The 17,819-nt window shown below is 67.2% G+C and carries 17 protein-coding genes; 9 read left to right on the forward strand and 8 right to left on the reverse strand.

Annotated elements, in window-relative coordinates:
- The first annotated feature begins 140 nt into the window (after positions 1 to 140).
- The 6 genes from hda to panB are packed head-to-tail and all read left to right on the forward strand — an operon-like array spanning position 141 to position 5,228.
- Positions 141 to 875, forward strand: coding sequence for a DnaA regulatory inactivator Hda (gene hda / locus VL15_RS02430; protein ID WP_048242920.1), 735 nt, complete (start codon positions 141 to 143; stop codon positions 873 to 875).
- A gap of 11 nt (positions 876 to 886) precedes the next feature.
- The gene (locus VL15_RS02435) at positions 887 to 1,564 is read left to right on the forward strand and encodes an HAD family hydrolase (RefSeq protein WP_048242921.1); all 678 of its coding nucleotides are present in this window, start codon (positions 887 to 889) and stop codon (positions 1,562 to 1,564) included.
- A gap of 5 nt (positions 1,565 to 1,569) precedes the next feature.
- Entirely contained in the window at positions 1,570 to 3,108 is a 1,539-nt protein-coding gene (pcnB, locus tag VL15_RS02440) for a polynucleotide adenylyltransferase PcnB (protein ID WP_048242922.1), read from the forward strand.
- A 35-nt stretch (positions 3,109 to 3,143) separates the two neighbouring features.
- Positions 3,144 to 3,686: a 2-amino-4-hydroxy-6-hydroxymethyldihydropteridine diphosphokinase gene (gene folK, locus VL15_RS02445; protein ID WP_048242923.1), complete on the forward strand. Its 543-nt coding sequence runs from the start codon at positions 3,144 to 3,146 to the stop codon at positions 3,684 to 3,686.
- Positions 3,683 to 4,369: a deoxynucleoside kinase gene (locus VL15_RS02450; RefSeq protein ID WP_048242924.1), complete on the forward strand. Its 687-nt coding sequence runs from the start codon at positions 3,683 to 3,685 to the stop codon at positions 4,367 to 4,369. The genes folK and VL15_RS02450 overlap by 4 nt, the downstream gene beginning before the upstream one ends.
- 43 nt (positions 4,370 to 4,412) lie before the next feature.
- A complete protein-coding gene (gene panB / locus VL15_RS02455; protein WP_048242925.1) occupies positions 4,413 to 5,228 on the forward strand; it encodes a 3-methyl-2-oxobutanoate hydroxymethyltransferase in 816 nt (271 codons plus the stop codon).
- A 145-nt stretch (positions 5,229 to 5,373) separates the two neighbouring features.
- On the opposite strand, the gene VL15_RS02460 is transcribed toward panB, so the two are convergent.
- The 5 genes from VL15_RS02460 to grpE form a co-directional block, all read right to left on the reverse strand.
- Entirely contained in the window at positions 5,374 to 7,302 is a 1,929-nt protein-coding gene (locus VL15_RS02460; RefSeq protein WP_048242926.1) for a chorismate-binding protein, read from the reverse strand.
- A 4-nt stretch (positions 7,303 to 7,306) separates the two neighbouring features.
- Complete coding sequence (gene dnaJ / locus VL15_RS02465; protein ID WP_048242927.1) at positions 7,307 to 8,443, reverse strand: molecular chaperone DnaJ; 1,137 nt, start codon at positions 8,441 to 8,443, stop codon at positions 7,307 to 7,309.
- 266 nt (positions 8,444 to 8,709) lie between these two features.
- Entirely contained in the window at positions 8,710 to 10,665 is a 1,956-nt protein-coding gene (gene dnaK / locus VL15_RS02470; protein ID WP_048242928.1) for a molecular chaperone DnaK, read from the reverse strand.
- A gap of 148 nt (positions 10,666 to 10,813) precedes the next feature.
- The gene (locus VL15_RS02475) at positions 10,814 to 11,236 is read right to left on the reverse strand and encodes a thioredoxin family protein (RefSeq protein WP_048242929.1); all 423 of its coding nucleotides are present in this window, start codon (positions 11,234 to 11,236) and stop codon (positions 10,814 to 10,816) included.
- 10 nt (positions 11,237 to 11,246) lie between these two features.
- On the reverse strand, positions 11,247 to 11,792 hold the full coding sequence (grpE, locus tag VL15_RS02480; protein ID WP_048242930.1) for a nucleotide exchange factor GrpE: 546 nt from the start codon (positions 11,790 to 11,792) through the stop codon (positions 11,247 to 11,249).
- A 354-nt stretch (positions 11,793 to 12,146) separates the two neighbouring features.
- Here grpE and VL15_RS42585 point away from each other — a divergent pair, with 354 nt between their 5' ends.
- The gene (locus tag VL15_RS42585; protein WP_006476841.1) at positions 12,147 to 12,308 is read left to right on the forward strand and encodes a hypothetical protein; all 162 of its coding nucleotides are present in this window, start codon (positions 12,147 to 12,149) and stop codon (positions 12,306 to 12,308) included.
- On the opposite strand, the gene VL15_RS02485 is transcribed toward VL15_RS42585, so the two are convergent.
- The 3 genes from VL15_RS02485 to hrcA form a co-directional block, all read right to left on the reverse strand.
- The gene (locus VL15_RS02485; protein WP_048242931.1) at positions 12,280 to 12,687 is read right to left on the reverse strand and encodes an RNA-binding S4 domain-containing protein; all 408 of its coding nucleotides are present in this window, start codon (positions 12,685 to 12,687) and stop codon (positions 12,280 to 12,282) included. The genes VL15_RS42585 and VL15_RS02485 overlap by 29 nt on opposite strands.
- A 167-nt stretch (positions 12,688 to 12,854) precedes the next feature.
- A complete protein-coding gene (hemH, locus tag VL15_RS02490) occupies positions 12,855 to 13,919 on the reverse strand; it encodes a ferrochelatase (protein ID WP_048242932.1) in 1,065 nt (354 codons plus the stop codon).
- A 125-nt stretch (positions 13,920 to 14,044) separates the two neighbouring features.
- The gene (hrcA, locus tag VL15_RS02495) at positions 14,045 to 15,067 is read right to left on the reverse strand and encodes a heat-inducible transcriptional repressor HrcA (RefSeq protein ID WP_048242933.1); all 1,023 of its coding nucleotides are present in this window, start codon (positions 15,065 to 15,067) and stop codon (positions 14,045 to 14,047) included.
- 131 nt (positions 15,068 to 15,198) lie between these two features.
- On the opposite strand from hrcA, the gene VL15_RS02500 reads away from it, so the two are divergent.
- Both VL15_RS02500 and recN read left to right on the forward strand, forming a co-directional pair.
- A complete protein-coding gene (locus tag VL15_RS02500; protein ID WP_048242934.1) occupies positions 15,199 to 16,101 on the forward strand; it encodes an NAD kinase in 903 nt (300 codons plus the stop codon).
- 19 nt (positions 16,102 to 16,120) lie between these two features.
- The gene (gene recN / locus VL15_RS02505; protein ID WP_048242935.1) at positions 16,121 to 17,770 is read left to right on the forward strand and encodes a DNA repair protein RecN; all 1,650 of its coding nucleotides are present in this window, start codon (positions 16,121 to 16,123) and stop codon (positions 17,768 to 17,770) included.
- Positions 17,771 to 17,819: the final 49 nt, after the last annotated feature.

Raw genomic sequence — 17,819 nt, forward strand, 5'->3', positions numbered from 1 at the left:
TTTTCAACGCCCAGCGAACCGCGCCGAAACCGGTACGGCGCCGTGCGTACGGTCGCGCGTGCAGCCCACGGAGCCGCAGTCCCCGGCGCGTGCCCGGCGTACGGCACGCGTTTTTTCAACCGACCCGCATTGTGACTGTTGTGTCCCGTCAACTGACGCTCGATCTCGGCACGCCGCCGCCCGCCACGTTCGACAACTTCATCATGAACGAGGAGAACGACGAGCTCATCTCGCGCCTGCAGAAGCTCGACCTCGCGCTCGCGGCGGGCCCCGTGCCGGACCGTTCGTTCTACATCTGGGGCGAGCCCGGCAGCGGCCGCACCCACCTGCTGCAGGCGCTCGTGAGCGACGCGTCGTACGGCTATGCGCGCTATCTGACGCCGCAGAGCCCGCTCGGCGCGTTCACGTTCGACCCGCGCATCGGCATCTACGCGATCGACGACTGCGACCGGATGACCGACACGCAGCAGGTCGCGCTGTTCAACCTGTTCAACGAGGTCCGCGCGCATCCGTCCAGCGCGTTCGTCGCGGCGGGCCCCGCGGCGCCGCTCGCGCTCGACGTGCGCGAGGATCTCCGCACGCGCCTCGGCTGGGGGCTCGTATTCCACCTGTCGCCGCCGTCCGACGCCGGCAAGATCGCCGTGCTCAAGCTTGCCGCGAAGGAGCGCGGGATCACGCTCACCGACGACATCGCCGCCTACCTGCTGACCCATTTCCGCCGCGACATGCCGAGCCTGATGGCGCTGCTCGACGCGCTCGACCGCTTCTCGCTCGAGCAGAAACGCGCCGTTACGCTGCCGTTGCTGCGCCGAATGCTGGCGCGTCCCGGCGACGACATCACACCACCGGGCACGGGCCCGAACCGCTTCGAGTAAAATGCGCTTCCATGACTAATCTGGCACTCTTTGACCTCGATCACACGCTGATCCCGACCGATAGCGACCACGAATGGGGTCGCTTCATGGTGAAGCTCGGCATCGTCGACGCGGAAAGCTTCTCGCGTCAGAACGATCAGTTCTTCGCCGACTACAAGGCCGGCAAGCTCGACATCCACGCGTACCTCACGGCGATGCTCACGCCGCTCGCGAAGTATTCGCGTGCGCAGCTCGCCGACTGGCACGAGCAATACATGCACGAGGTGATCCGTCCCGCGATGACGCCCGCCGCGCTCGAGCTGGTGCGCAAGCACCTCGATGCGGGCGACCTGTGCTGCGTCGTGACGGCCACCAACGAATTCATCACGCGCCCGATCGCCACCGCATTCGGCGTCGACACGCTGATCGCGTGCGAGGTCGAAACGACCGACGGGCATCCCGATTCACCGTACACGGGCCGGCCGACCGGCACGCCGAGCTATCGCGAAGGCAAGATCGTGCGTACCGAAGCGTGGCTCGCGTCGCTCGGCAAGCACTGGGACGACTTCGCGCACAGCTATTTCTACAGCGACTCGCACAACGACATCCCGTTGCTCGAGAAAGTCACCGACCCGATCGCGACCAACCCTGACGACACGCTGCGTGCGCATGCAAGCACCCGCGGCTGGCGTATCCTCGATTTATTCTGAACGTCGTGATCAAAAAATTCATCCGCAAGCTGCTCGGCCAGGACGAAGCCCAGCAAACGCCCCCCGAAGCGGCTCAGGCCGACGAAGCGGCCCCTGCTGCCCCGCGCCCCGCAAAAGGCGCCCGCGGCGGCGCGAAGAAGCCGCGCAGCAACCATGAGCCGACCGTCGTGCCGGCCAGCGTTCACCAGATCGATCCGTCGCTGATCTCGAAGAATGCCGTGCGCGTGACCGACACGCTGCAGCAGGCGGGTTTTCGCGCATTCATCGTCGGCGGCGCGGTTCGCGACCTGCTGCTCGGCATCGCGCCGAAGGACTTCGACGTCGCGACCGACGCGACGCCGACCGAGGTGCAGCGCCTGTTCCGCCGCGCGCGCCTGATCGGCCGCCGCTTCCAGATCGTCCACGTGCAGTTCGGCCAGGAACTGATCGAGGTGTCGACGTTCCGCGCGCTGGTCGACGCGCCGCCCGAGGCTGCCGCCGCGGCCGAGCCGCCGAAGCGCCTGAAGCGCGACGAACTCGATCGCCGCACGCATGCGGTCGACGCGAGCGGCCGCGTGCTGCGCGACAACGTGTGGGGCGAGCAGCATGAAGATGCCGCGCGCCGCGACTTCACGATCAACGCGATGTACTACGACCCGTCGACGCAGACGGTGCTCGATTACCACGACGGGATGGCCGACATGCGCGCCCGCCTGTTGCGGATGATCGGCGATCCGGCTACCCGCTTCCGCGAGGATCCGGTGCGGATGCTGCGCGTCGTGCGCTTCGCGGCGAAGCTCGGTTTCGAGATCGAGCCGCATACGCGCGAGCCGATCAACGCGCTCGCCGACCTGATCAACAACGTGCCGGCCGCGCGCCTGTTCGACGAAATGCTGAAGCTGCTGCTGTCGGGCCACGCACTCGCGTGCCTGACGCGGCTGCGCAAGGAAGGCCTGCACCACGGGCTGCTGCCGCTCCTCGATGTCGTGCTCGAACAGCCGCAGGGCGAGAAATTCATCACGCTCGCGCTGAACAACACCGACGCGCGCGTACGCGCCGGCAAGCCGGTGTCGCCGGGCTTCCTGTTCGCGACGCTGCTGTGGCACGACATGCGCCAGCGTTTCGAGCAATACACGGCCGAAGGCGAAATCCCGGTGCCGGCGCTCCATCGCGCGATGGACGACGTGCTCGACATGCAGACCGAGAAACTCGCGATCCACAAGCGTTATTCGGCCGACATGCGCGAGATCTGGGGCCTGCAGTTGCGCCTCGAAAAACGCTCGGGCCGCAGCGCGATGAGGCTGCTGGAACACCAAAGGTTTAGAGCGGGGTATGATTTCCTCCTGTTACGCTGCGAATCCGGCGAGCTCGATGCGGATGTCGGACAGTGGTGGACGGATTTCATCGAAGGCGACGCGGCCGCTCGCGAGGCATTGCTCACGCAAGGCGGCTCGAAGGAAAAATCGCCCCGCAAGCGGCGCCGCCGCGGCGGCGTGCGAAACCGCCAGCCGGGTGAAGGTGCCGCCGAGCAGGCACCGGACACCGCGGGCGGTTCCGACGATTGACGCGCTCGTCGGCGAACGACGTAGGAAGTGATGCCATGACGGTTGCATATATCGGACTGGGGGCGAATCTCGGCGATGCGCGCCAGACCCTGAAGGACGCGGTGGTGTGCCTCGCGCAGCAGCGCACCATCTCGATCCTCGGCAAATCGAGCCTGTATCGCACGGCGCCCTTCGAAGCGGGCGGCGACGATTACTACAACTGCGTCGTCAAGCTCGACACGACGCTCTCGGCCCGTGAGCTGCTGGCGCTCTGCCAGAAGATCGAACATCACTTCGGGCGCGAGCGCCCGTATCGCAACGCGCCCCGCACGCTCGATCTCGACATCCTGCTGTTCGGCGCCGACTCGATCGACGAACCCGACCTGATCGTCCCGCACCCGCGCCTCACCGACCGCGCGTTCGCGCTCGTGCCGCTCGTCGAGATCGATCCGGCGCTCGATATCCCCGCGCGCGGCCGTGCCGACGCCTTCCTCGCCGCCGTCGCGGACCAGCGCGTCGAGAAGGTGCAGACCTGCCAGTGCCTGATGCAGAAGGCGCTCGCGGCCGGCGAAGACACCGACAAGAACCGCTGCCGATGAACTCGACTCCGCTGACCGTCACCGCGCCCGACTTGCGCGCCCCGCACCGCTATCTCGTGATCGAAGGCCCGATCGGCGTCGGCAAGACGTCGCTCGCGCGCCTGCTCGCCGAGCGCTGGTCGATGCAGACGCTGCTCGAACGCCCGCAGGACAACCCGTTCCTCGAACGCTTCTATCGCGACACCGCGCGCTACGCGCTGCCCGTGCAACTGTCGTTCGCGCTGCAGCGCGCGCTGCAGGCGCGCGAGCTGATCGGCGCGCTCGAAACAGGCCGCCCCGTCGTCGCCGATTTCATGCCGCAAAAGAACGACATCTTCGCGCGGCTGAACCTGGCGGAAGACGAATGGCAGCTCTATCGCTCGGTCGCGACACACGTGGACGTGCCGCAGGCGCCGTCGCCCGACCTCGTCGTCTATCTGCAGGCCAGCCCCGAAGTGCTGTTCTCGCGCATCCAGAAGCGCGGGCTGCCGATGGAGCTGCAGATCAGCGATGCGTACCTGCGTTCGCTGGTCGACGCGTACAACGAATTCTTCTACCACTACGACCGCACGCCGGTGCTGACGGTCGCCGCGGAACACCTGAACCCGCTGGATTCCCCCGAAGACCTTGCCCTGCTGGTCGAGCGCATCGAGACGATGCGCGGCCGCAAGGAATTCTTCGTCAAGGGCGAGACGACGCGCTGACGCGTCCCGCCTGCCGTTCTTCACCCATCGACCCGGATTTCCCATGACCTATCTCCAGGAATCGAGCCGGCCTGCCGTGACGGTACCCAAGCTGCAGGCAATGCGCGACGCCGGCGAGAAGATCGCGATGCTCACCTGTTACGACGCGAGCTTTTCCGCGCTGCTCGATCGCGCGGGCACCGACGTGCTGCTGATCGGCGATTCGCTCGGCAACGTGCTGCAGGGCCACACGACCACCCTGCCCGTGTCGCTCGACGACATCGCGTATCACACGGCCTGTGTCGCACGCGCGCAGCCGCGCGCGCTCGTCGTCGCCGATCTGCCGTTCGGCACGTACGGCACGCCGGCCGAGGCATTCGCGAACTCGGTCAAACTGATGCGCGCGGGCGCGCAGATGGTCAAGCTCGAAGGCGGCGAATGGCTGGCCGATACGATCCGCTTCCTCGTTGAACGCTCGGTGCCCGTGTGCGCGCACCTCGGCCTCACGCCGCAATCGGTGCATGCGTTCGGCGGCTTCAAGGTGCAGGGCAAGACCGAAGCCGGCGCCGCACAGCTGCTGCGCGACGCGCGCGCGATCGAGGACGCGGGCGCGCAGCTCGTCGTGCTCGAAGCGGTGCCGACGCTGGTCGCGTCCGAAGTCACGCACATGCTGAAGATTCCGACGATCGGCATCGGCGCGGGCGTCGACTGCTCGGGGCAGGTGCTCGTGCTGCACGACATGCTCGGTGTCTTCCCCGGCAAGCGGCCGCGCTTCGTGAAGGACTTCATGCAGGGTCAGCCGAACATTCAGGCGGCCGTCGAAGCGTACGTGAGCGCGGTCAAGGATCGCACGTTCCCCGGGCCGGAACATTCGTTCTGACTGGCGGCCGGCAGCTCGTTTGCCAGCACGCGGATGTGAAAAAGCGCGACGCCCTTTGCGGGGTGCCGCGCTTTTTGTTTGCACGCAGCATCGGTGCAAGGCTTCGCGGCACCAGCGCAAGCGCGGTGCCCGATCCGTCACGTCATCACTTCAATACCGCGTCGAGCGCGCCACGCAACGCATTGGTCAGCAGCAGCGCCTGCGCGCGCGCAAGATCGTCGCAGGTCACGACGCGCTCCGTCGCACCGAACGCGCGATCGTCGAGCAGCACGCCGCGCATCACGCCCGGCAGCACGCCGGACGCCAGCGGCGGCGTCACCCACTGGCCGTCGAGTTTCACGAACAGGTTCGTGCGCCCGCCCTCCGTCACCTCGCCGCGCTCGTTGACGAACAGCATGTCGAAACCGCCGAGCGTCTCCGCCGCCTGCCACGCGCGGTCGTATTCAGCACGGCGCGTGGTCTTGTGCAGCAGCAGCGCATCGCTCGCGCGGGTCGGCGCGAAGCCGTGCGCGGACGCCAGCAGCACGCCGACCGGCCCCGCCGGCAGCGGCTTGAGCGGCGCCGCGACGATCTCGACCGTACCGTCCTTCGCCAGTGAGAGCTTCATCCGGTAGGCGCCGTCGCCGTCGAGCGCCGCGCAGCGCGCGTCGATCTCGCGACGCAACGCATCGGCGTCGAAGCGGAAGCCAAGCGTATCCGCGCTGCGCTGCAGCCGTGCAAGATGACGATCGAGATGCCGGATGCCGTCCGCACGCGTGGCGGCGGTCGTTTCGAACAACTGGAAGCCGGGATCGGCGTCCGTCAGGAATCGCGCTTTCAATTCGCACTCCGCATATTCGTCGGCCGCGACGCTGTCGAGCACGATGCCCGCACCGACGCCCATCGTGCCGCGGCGCCGGCCGGCGGTTGCCGGATCGCGTGCTTCGATTTCCGGGCCGGCCGTGCCTTCGCCGGTCGCACCTTCGCCGGCCGCGTCGAGCGTCAACGTACGGATCGCGACCGACAGGCAGAAATCGCCGCAACCGGCCGCACGCTCGCCGCGCGCGACGGAATCGGCGCTGTCCGGCGGCGCGTCGAGCCAGCCGATCGCGCCCGTATAGAGCCCGCGCGGCGTCGTCTCGATCGCGTCGATCAGCTGCATCGTCCGGTACTTCGGCGCGCCCGTGATCGATCCGCATGGAAACAGCGCGCGCAGCATCTGCGCGAACGTCGTGCCGGCGCGCCAGCCGGCCTCGACCGTCGACGTCATCTGCCACACCGACGCGTACGGTTCGACGGAGAACAGCGCCGGCACACGAACCGTACCGGTGCGCGCGATCCGCGACACGTCGTTGCGCAGCAGGTCGACGATCATCACGTTTTCCGCGCGGTTCTTCGGATCGCTCGCGAGGAACGCGGCAGCCGCCGCATCGTCGCGGGGATCGGCCGAGCGCGGCGCGGTGCCCTTCATCGGCCGCGCGCGCAGCACGTCGCCGTGTTTCTCGACGAACAGCTCGGGCGAGCACGACACGACCCACGCGCCGCCGGGCAGCGCGATCAGCGCGCCGTACCGCACCGGCTGGCGCGCGCGCAGCCGCCGGTACAGCGCAAGCGGCGTGCCGAACACGTCGAAATTCAGCCGGTACGTGTAGTTGATCTGATACGAATCGCCCGCGCGCAACGCGTCGTGCACCGCGGCGATCGCCGCATCGAACGCATCGCGCGACACGCTCTTCGCGACATGCGCGACGCCCGCGATCGACGGCGTGCCGCCGCCGTCCTGCTGCGCGAGCCACGCGTCCACTTCGTCGCGCGACAGGCGCTCGCAGCGCGCGTACAGCAAAAAGCGCAGCGGGGCATTGCCCGGCTGCGCCTGTTGCAGGTTGCGTCCGAATGCGTAATCGCCGACGACGACCGCATGCAGCCCGTCGCGCAGATCCTGCGCAACCGCCGCGTCGACTTCGTCGAGCCGCGCCGGGTCCGTGCACACGCGTTCGTACACGAAACCCGAATACAAGCGACTCGACCGCGCGGACGCGGTCGAGTCGCAATCGTCCAAGAGCGCGAACGACGCGCTCTCGTTGCCTTCAGTCATGCCGTTACTCGAAGAAGCTCTTCACCCGGTCGAACCAGCTCTTGCTCTGCGGGCTGTGACGCGCGCCGCCCTCGGCCAGCGACTTCTCGAACTGCTTGAGCAGGTCGCGCTGGTGGTCGGTCAGCTTCACGGGCGTCTCGACCTGCACATGCACGTACAGATCGCCCGCGATGCTCGAACGCAGCCCCTTGATACCCTTGCCGCGCAGACGGAACGTCTTGCCCGACTGCGTGCCTTCCGGCACCGGGAACGACGCACGGCCGGCCAGCGTCGGCACCTCGATCTCGCCGCCGAGCGCGGCGGTCGTGAACGGGATCGGCATCTGGCAGTGGAGATCGTCGCCGTCGCGCTCGAACACCGAGTGCGGCTTGATGTGGATCTCGACATACAGGTCGCCCGGCGGCCCGCCGTTGATACCCGGCTCGCCGTTGCCGGCCGAGCGGATCCGCATCCCGTCGTCGATCCCGGCCGGGATCTTCACTTCGAGCGTCTTGGTTTCCTTCACCTTGCCCGACCCGTGGCAGTGCACGCACGGCTCGGGGATGTAGGTGCCGGTGCCATGGCACTTCGGGCAGGTCTGCTGGATGCTGAAGAAGCCCTGCGACATGCGCACCGTGCCCTGGCCATGACAGGTCGGGCAGGTTTCCGGCTTCGTGCCGGGCTTCGCGCCCGACCCGTGGCAGACCTCGCACGACACCCAGCTCGGCACGCGGATCTGCGTGTCGTAGCCATGTGCGGCCTGCTCGAGCGTGATTTCCATGCTGTAGCGCAGGTCGGCGCCGCGATACACCTGCGGGCCGCCGCGGCCGCCACGTGCGGCGCCGCCCGCGGCCTGGCCGAAGATGTCGCCGAAGATGTCGCCGAACGCATCCGCGAAGCCGCCGAAGCCCTGTGCGCCCGCACCACCCATGTTCGGATCGACGCCCGCGTGGCCGTACTGGTCGTACGCGGCCCGCTTCTGGCTGTCCGACAGCATTTCATAGGCTTCCTTCACCTCCTTGAAATGCTCTTCCGCATCCTTGTTGTCCGGATTGCGGTCAGGGTGATACTTCATCGCAAGCTTGCGATATGCCTTCTTGATTTCGTCGTCGCCCGCATTCTTCGCGACGCCCAGAACCTCGTAGTAATCCCGTTTCGCCATATCGATTCACTGTGCCGCCACGCATCGCGCACGCGGCGGCTCCTTTCGCCTGCAGTAAAGTCTCTCGACTCGTCTGGCGCTGCACCCGTCCGCGGACGGCTCGCGCAGCACCCGCCAAAAAACAAATGTGCCCGGAGGGCCGCGAAGCCCGCCAGGCGTGGAGTCGATCCGGCCATCCGGAAGGAAAGACAGACCGCTTTTCAGTCGCTTGTCAGCCGCGCCGCGCGCGTTTCCGCGCACGGCATGCGGTGCCATCGCAACCCGGCTTAGTCCTTCTTCACTTCCTTGAACTCGGCGTCGACGACGTCGTCGGCAGCCTGCTGCGCGCCACCCGCGTGGGCCGCGCCTTCCGCTGCACCCGCCGCACCGGCGGCAGCACCCGCCTGCTGGGCCTGCATGTCGGCGTACATCTTCTCGCCGAGCTTCTGCGAGACCTTGCCGAGCTCCTCGACCTTCGCGTCGATCGCAGCCTTGTCGGCCGACGTGTCCTTCAGCACTTCCTCGAGCGACTTCAGCGACGCTTCGATCGCTTCCTTCTCGCCCGCGTCCAGCTTGTCGCCGTACTCGGTGAGCGCCTTCTTCGTGCTGTGGACCAGCGCGTCGCCCTGGTTGCGCGAATCGGCCAGCTCGCGCAGCTTGTGGTCTTCCGCTGCGTTCGCTTCCGCGTCCTTGATCATCTGGTCGATTTCAGCCTCGGACAGACCCGAGTTGGCCTTGATCGTGATCCTGTTTTCCTTGCCGGTCGCCTTGTCCTTCGCGCCGACGTGCAGGATGCCGTTCGCGTCGATGTCGAAGCTCACTTCGATCTGCGGCACGCCGCGCGGTGCGGGCGGGATGCCTTCGAGGTTGAACTCGCCGAGCAGCTTGTTGCCGGCCGCCATTTCGCGTTCGCCCTGGAACACCTTGATCGTCACGGCGCCCTGGTTGTCGTCCGCCGTCGAATACACTTGCGCGTGCTTCGTCGGGATCGTCGTGTTCTTGTTGATCATCTTCGTCATCACACCGCCGAGCGTCTCGATGCCGAGCGACAGCGGGGTCACGTCGAGCAGCAGCACGTCCGTGCGGTCGCCCGACAGGACCTGGCCCTGGATCGCCGCGCCAACCGCGACGGCTTCGTCCGGGTTCACGTCACGGCGCGGATCCTTGCCGAAGAACTCCTTCACCTTCTCCAGGACCTTCGGCATGCGGGTCTGGCCGCCGACCAGGATCACGTCGTCGATGTCCGACACCTTGACGCCTGCGTCCTTGATCGCGATGCGGCACGGTTCGATCGTGCGCTCGACGAGGTCCTCGACCAGCGCTTCCAGCTTCGCGCGGGTGATCTTCAGGTTCAAGTGCTTCGGGCCCGACGCGTCCGCCGTGATGTACGGCAGGTTGATTTCGGTCTGCTGGCTCGACGACAGCTCGATCTTCGCCTTTTCGGCGGCTTCCTTCAGGCGTTGCAGCGCGAGCACGTCCTTCGACAGGTCGACGCCCTGCTCCTTCTTGAACTCGCCGATGATGTAATCGATGATGCGCTGGTCGAAGTCTTCACCGCCGAGGAACGTGTCGCCGTTGGTCGACAGCACTTCGAACTGCATTTCGCCGTCGACGTCCGCGATCTCGATGATCGACACGTCGAACGTGCCGCCGCCGAGGTCATATACGGCGATCTTGCGGTCGCCCTTCTCGACCTTGTCGAGGCCGAACGCCAGAGCAGCTGCCGTCGGCTCGTTGATGATCCGCTTGACTTCGAGGCCCGCGATGCGGCCTGCGTCCTTGGTTGCCTGGCGCTGGCTGTCGTTGAAGTACGCCGGCACCGTGATCACGGCTTCCGTGACCGGCTCGCCGAGGTAGTCTTCGGCCGTCTTCTTCATCTTGCGCAGCACTTCCGCCGAAACCTGCGGCGGCGCGAGCTTTTCGCCGTGCGCTTCGACCCATGCATCGCCGTTGTCGGCCTTGACGATGCTGTACGGCATCAGGCCGATGTCCTTCTGGACTTCCTTCTCTTCGAAGCGGCGGCCGATCAGGCGCTTCACCGCGAACAGCGTGTTCTTCGGGTTGGTCACCGACTGACGCTTGGCCGGCGCGCCGACGAGCACTTCGTTGTCGTCCATGTAGGCGATGATCGACGGCGTGGTGCGCGTACCTTCCGAGTTCTCGATGACCTTGACCTGGTTGCCTTCCATGATGGCGACGCACGAGTTCGTGGTGCCGAGGTCAATACCGATGATCTTTCCCATTTTTTCCTAATCTCCAGAAATGCTTGATTGCTGCGCGAAACGCCGCGTTTTTGGGCGGTTTCACGCGCCAGAATTCAACTCTGCTCCCGACATGCGTCCGTCCGGCCCGTTTTCAAGACCCGACAAGCGATGCGGATATTAAATTTTTTCAATCGCCGCCGGCCGCCGGATCGCCGGCCGCCGGAATGCCGGCCACCGCGATCTTCGCGCGCGCCGCCGAAACGGCCGCCTGGAACTGCGCGAGGCCATGCCAGCCCGTCGCACGGCCGAGACGCTTGCCGCGGTGGAAGAAGAACCAGGTCGGCACGCCGTGCAGCCCGAAGCGGTGCCCCAGCTGATGGTGTTCGTACACGTTGCAATGGAACCACTTCAGGTCCAGCGCGCGAATCGCGTCGGGCTGGGCGAGCATCGCCTTCTTCGCGATCTCGCAGTTGAAGCAGTCGACGCCCCAGAAGAACACCACCGCGAGCGCATCGCCCGCGCCGTCGATACCCGCGTCGAACGTGTCGGCGGCCAGCGGCTGCATGTCGAACACGTCGAACGCGGCCGGATCGACGCCGGCGGCACCCATCGCGACAGCCTTACTTCGGCTGCGCGACGGTGACGAGCGCCGGGCGCAGCACGCGGTCGGCGATCGTATAGCCCTTTTGCAGCACCGCGACGACGGTGTTCGGCTCCTGCTCGGCCGGCACCATCGAAATCGCCTGGTGCTGGTGCGGATCGAACTTCTCGCCGACCGGGTTGATCGCGACGACGCGGCCCTTCTCGAGCGCGCTCGTCAGCTGGCGCAGCGTCAGCTCGACGCCTTCGCGCACCTTCGTGATGTCGCCGGACGTGTCGCTGACGGCTGCTTCCAGGCTGTCCAGCACCGGCAGCAGGTGCTCAGCGAAGCTTTCGATCGCGAACTTGTGCGCCTTCGAGACGTCATCCTGCGCGCGACGGCGCACGTTCTCGGTCTCGGCCTTGGCCCGCAGGAAGCTCTCCTGCAGCTCGGCGACCTTGGCTTGAGCCTCCGCGAGCGCCGCGTCGGCGGCTTCGGCGGCGGGAGTGGCGCCTTGCGCCGCCTGCTTCTCGCTGCCGATGTCTTCGGCCGATTGGGGTGCCGGGTTCTCTTGCGTGTTTTCCATGTCGCTGAAAGTCGATTAGAGGTTGAAGCCAAATCGGTCACCGCCGGATCGTATACCCGGCGGTACCGCACATTGCTGGTGCAAATAAGGGCGAAAACTACAATTTCAAGAGGGTTATTCGCCGGCATTCGCCATTGCCGCGAAACAACCGCGCGTCCTGCCGGTGCATGCGTCGCAGCGTTCGCCGGATCGGGAGAAACGGCCTGTAACAACGCTTACCTGGCAAGTACTAGCTGCGCACAGCGCCGCTGCACTACACTCCACTCAAGCGTCGGAAAAGCGTGTTTACCCTAAGCTGACCGTCGCCTTACATCCACCAGGCGCCTTTTCACCCGTCTTCTCGAGGGGAGTACCGTGAAACTGACCTTTGCGATTTCGGTGGTCGCGCTGGTACTCATTGCCGGCACCACCACCATCTGCCTGTCGGGAGCCGTCACCGATCGCACGACCGAATACGGAAGCGCGCGGGCGACGTTCGACCAGATGTTCAGCTCCCACCAGAAAATCTGTCGATGATGCGCCGGTCGCGCTTCGTCGGCCGGCCATGCAGCTCGGCCGCCGGCTCGCGATACGTACGGCGCCGCTCCAGTTCGGCGAGCCGCGCGGCCCGCCCCGCTTCCGTTTCCTCGTAAAGCGTCTGCGCGACGCTCGCCGGCCCGCGCACATCGCACACGCCGCGCACGGCAATGTGCCAGACGATGCCGTCCATCGCAATCTCGACCTCGTCGCCGACGCGCACCTCCTTCGCCGGCTTGATCGCCGCACCGCCGATCTTCACGTGCCCCTTGTCGACCGCATCGGTCGCGAGCGAGCGCGTCTTGAAGAACCGGGCCGCCCACAGCCATTTGTCGATGCGCAGCTTCGCGCCCGGTTCCGTGGAAATCTGGTAGTTCATGTCAACCTCCGCCGGGCCGCCCCAAGGAGGCTGACCGCCCCCTCGGGGGGCAGCGAGCAAAGCGAGCGTGGGGGTCGTTTCATCTCAGCCTCCGCCGGGCCGCCCCAAGGAGTCCAACCGCCTCCCCGGCGCGCAGCGAATGAAATGTGCGCAGGTGTCGTTCCATCTCAGTTCACCGTTTCGGGCTGCGCGGACCTGACGGGCCAGCCCTGCAGGTTCTCGGCGACGATCTCGCCGATCGCGCCGAGCCACGCGGGTGCGCCGTTCAGGCACGGAATGCGGTGGAACGCCTTGCCGCCGCCGACGAGGAACTCGTCGCGCACTTCCATGCCGATCTCCTCGATCGTCTCCAGGCAATCGGCCGTAAAACCGGGACAGAACACGTCGGCCCGACGCACGCCGGCCTCGCCGAACTCGCGCAGCGTCGGCGCGGTGTACGGCTGCAGCCATTCGGCCTTGCCGAAGCGCGACTGGAACGTGACGCGGCATTCGGTCGTCGACAGCCCGAGCGCGGCCATCAGCAGCGCGCCTGTTTGCTGGCACTGGTCGTGATAAGGATCGCCGAGGTCGAGCGTGCGCTTCGGCACGCCGTGAAAGCTCAGCACGAGCTTGTCGCCCGCCGCGAAGTCGGGCCGGCCGTGCTGCGCCCAGTACTGGCGCACCTGCTCGGCAAGCGCGTGGATATAGGCCGGATGGTCGGCGTAGTGCCGCACCGTGCGCACCTCCGGCTGGTTGCGCATGCGCGCGAGCGCGGCGAATGCGGCATCGAACGCGGTGGCCGTGGTCGACGCCGAGTATTGCGGATACATCGGCATCAGCAGCACGCGCTCGACGCCCGAGCGCTTGAACTGCGCGAGCGCGTGCGAAATGTTCGGGCTGCCGTAGCGCATCGCGTAGTCGACGAGCACGTGATAGCCGTTCGACACGAGCAGGTGCCGCACGCCGTCGGTCTGGCGCTCGGTGTGCACGCGCAGCGGCGAGCCCTCCGGCATCCAGACGGCCGCGTATTTCTTCGCGGACGCGCGACCGCGCAGCGGCAGGATCAGCGTGCGCAGCAGCACCTGCCAGACGGCCTGCGGAATTTCGACGACCCGCGGATCCGACAGGAATTCGGCCAGATAGCGCCGTACCGCGCGCGGCGTGGGTGCGTCGGGCGTGCCGAGATTGATCAGCAGCACGCCGATGCGGTGGGCGGCCGCGATGCTCGAAGGCGGCTCAAGATCGAAACGCATGGGCAAGAACGTGCTCGGGGCACGGGACCGGACGGCTCTCAATTATAGCGGGCCGCTCCGTGCCGTTCGGCCGACTGTCGGCACGCACGGCACCGCGGCACGATGACGGGGCGGGATCGGGTGGGCTACTGCTGGCTCAACGTGAGCGACAGCAGGCGCGCGGTGATGTCGACGATCGGAATCACGCGGTTGTACGCCATCCGGGTCGGGCCGATCACGCCGAGCGTGCCGACGATCTGCCCGTTCACCTCGTAAGGCGCGGTGACGACGCTCATTTCCTCGATCGGCACGAGCGTCGATTCGCCGCCGATGAAGATCTGCACGCCCTGGGCGTGGCTCGACACGTCGAGCAGTTGCAGGAGGCCCGTCTTTTGGTCGAACACGTCGAACAGCTTGCGCAGCCGCGCCATGTCGGAGGACAAGTCCGCCACCTCGAGCAGGTTGCGCTCGCCGGAAATCAGCACGGTGTCCTCGGTGTCGGGCACCTCGGTGCTGGCCGTCACCGCCAGATGCATCAGCGCGGTCATGTCGCCGCGCAACTGGTCGATCTCGTCGCGCAGGCGGCGGCGCACCTCGTCGAACGACAGGCCGGCGAAATGCGCGTTGATGTAGTTGGACGCCTCGGTCAGTTGCGAAGGCGAGTAGTCGCGCGGCGTCGCGAGCATCCGGTTCTGCACGTCGCCCTCGGGCGTGACGATGATCAGCAGGATGCGCTTGTCCGACAGCCGCATGAACTCGATCTGCTTGAACACGTGGCTGCGACGCGGCGTCAGCACGACGCCCGCGAACTGCGACAGGTTCGACAGCACGCTCGCCGCGGCGGCAACCACCCGCTGCTGCGGTTCGCCGGCCTGCAGCGTGTTCTGCACCTGCCGTGCGACGGCCTCGGCGTCGATCGGCGTCTCGACCGTCAGCATCGTGTCGACGAACAGCCGGTAGCCGCGCGGCGTCGGCACGCGGCCGGCCGACGTGTGCGGGCTCGACACGAGGCCGAGCTCCTCCAGGTCGGACATCACGTTGCGGATCGTCGCCGGGCTCAGCTCGAGCCCGGAATAACGGGACAACGTGCGCGATCCGACTGGCTGACCGTCGGCGATATACCGTTCGATCAGGGTTTTCAGGAGGGTTCGTGCGCGAGGATCTAGCATGGTGGAAAATTTTAGCGCAACCGCGCGACCGCGGCGAGTGGCGTCGGCCGCCATTGCGCGGGCCGGCCCGATCCGGCCCTGCCGGTGCACAGCCGGTTCTTTTCGTCAACGAGCTATGGTGTAATGCCGGCATGAAAACCGGTAATCAGTTCAATACTGTCGCGCTCGTCGGCCGGAGCAACACGCCCGGCATCGCCGAGCCGCTTGCCACCCTGGCTGCCAGCCTCGCGAAGCTGGGCTTCGAGGTCGTCTTCGAAGGCGATACCGCGCGCGAGTTCGGCATCACCGGTTACCCGGCGCTCACCCCGGCCGAAATCGGGGCGCGTGCGGACGTGGCGGTCGTGCTGGGCGGCGACGGCACGATGCTCGGCATCGGCCGCCAGCTTGCGCCGTACCGGACGCCGCTGATCGGGATCAACCACGGGCGGCTCGGCTTCATCACGGACATCGCGGCCGCCGACATGCACGTGCTCGTCCCCGTGATGCTGTCGGGCAAGTTCGAGCGCGAGGAGCGCTCGCTGCTCGAGGCGCGGATCATGCGCGACGGCGAACCGATCTATCACGCGATCGCATTCAACGACGTCGTCGTGAACCGCAGCGGCTTCTCCGGGATGGTCGAGCTGCGCGCGTCGGTCGACGGCCGGTACATGTACAACCAGCGTTCGGACGGCCTGATCGTCGCCACGCCGACGGGCTCGACCGCTTATGCGCTGTCGTCGGCCGGCCCGATCCTCCATCCGCAACTGCAGGGCATCGTGCTCGTGCCGATCGCGCCGCACGCGCTGTCGAACCGGCCGATCGTGCTGCCGGACGACACGAAGATCGCGATCCAGATCGTCGGCGGGCGCGACGTCAACGTGAACTTCGACATGCAGTCGTTCACCTCGCTCGAACTGAACGACACGATCGAGGTACGCCGCTCGAAGCACACGGTGCCGTTCCTGCACCCGATCGGCTACAGCTACTACACGACGCTGCGCAAGAAGCTGCACTGGAACGAACACGCATCGAACGAAGACGACAAGGCGTCCTGACGCCCCTCCGCCCGACACCATGCTCCGCCACCTCTCGATACGCGACTTCGTCATCGTCGCCGCGCTCGATCTCGAATTCGACAGCGGCTTTTCCGTGTTTTCCGGCGAAACCGGCGCCGGAAAATCGATCCTGATCGACGCCCTCGCGCTCGCACTCGGCGAACGCTCCGACGCGAGCGTCGTACGCACCGGCTGCGGCCGCGCCGACATCACGGCCGAATTCACGCCGCACGACCGCGTCGTGCGCTGGCTCGACGAACACGCGTTCGACGCCGAGGACACCGTGATGCTGCGCCGCGTGATCGACGCGAACGGCCGTTCGCGCGCGTTCATCAACGGCACCAGCGCGACGCTCGCGCAACTGCGCGAACTCGGCGAGATGCTCGTCGACATCCACGGCCAGCACGCGCACCAGCTGCTGATGCGGCCCGACGCGCAGCGCGAGCTGTTCGATACGCACGCGGGGCTCGTCTCCGATGCCGCGAACGTCGCGCGCGCGTGGCGCGTCTGGCGCGACGCGACGCAGGCGATCGACGCCGCGAAGGCGCACGAGCGCGAGCTGCAGCTCGAACGCGAAAAGCTCGCGTGGCAGCTCGCCGAGCTCGACAAGCTCGCGCCGCAGGCCGGCGAATGGGATGAAGTCAGCAACGAGCACAAGCGCCTGTCGCATTCGGCGAACCTGATCGAAGGCGTACGGGGCGCGCTCAACGCGCTGTCCGAGGCCGACGACGCGATGCTCGCGCAGCTCGGCGCGATCGTGTCGAAGCTGCGCAGCCTCGCCGACTACGACACCGCGCTCGGCGACGCGCTCGCGTCGCTCGAACCGGCCGAGATCCAGCTGCAGGAAGCCGTCTACTCGCTGTCGCACTACGCGCAGCGCGTCGATCTCGACCCCGAGCGGCTCGCGCAGGTCGAAACGCGCCTCGATGTGCTGCACTCGACCGCCCGCAAGTTCCGGCTGCCGCCCGGCACGCTGCACGAAGAACATGCGGCGCGGCGCGCCCAGCTCGCCGCGCTCGACGCGGCCGCCGATCTCGGTGCGCTCGAGGCAATCCAGGCCAAGGCGCGGGAAGCCTATCTCGCCGATGCGAAGCACCTGTCCAAGGCGCGTGCGCAGGCCGCCAGGGCGCTGGGCACGGCCGTCACGACAGGCATGCAGGAACTGTCGATGGCGGGCGGAAGTTTCGAAGTCTCGCTCGTGCCGCTCGCCGACGGCGGCCCGCACGGGCTCGAGCAGGTCGAATTCCGGGTCGCCGGGCACGCCGGCGTGCCGCTGCGGCCGCTCGCGAAAGTCGCGTCGGGTGGCGAACTCGCGCGGATCAGCCTCGCGCTCGCGGTCATCGCGAGCGCGGCGAGCCCGACGCCGACATTGATCTTCGACGAAGTCGACACGGGGATCGGCGGCGGCGTCGCCGAAGTGGTCGGCCGCCTGCTGCACCAGCTCGGGCGCGACCGCCAGGTGCTGTGCGTGACGCACCTGCCGCAGGTCGCCGCGCGCGGCGACCATCACTTCCAGGTCGCGAAGGGCGCCGACGACCGCGGCGGCACGGTCTCGACGGTCGTCGCGCTCGACCGGGCCAACCGGATCGAGGAAGTCGCGCGGATGCTCGGCGGGCTCGAGATCACGGCCACGACGCGCAAGCACGCGAAGGAAATGCTGGCGGCCTGACGCGGCCTTCACGACTCGGCGCCCGGCCACGCAAAGGCCGGGGGGGCGG

The organism is Burkholderia cepacia (assembly GCF_001039005.1).
Lineage (GTDB): Bacteria > Pseudomonadota > Gammaproteobacteria > Burkholderiales > Burkholderiaceae > Burkholderia > Burkholderia theae.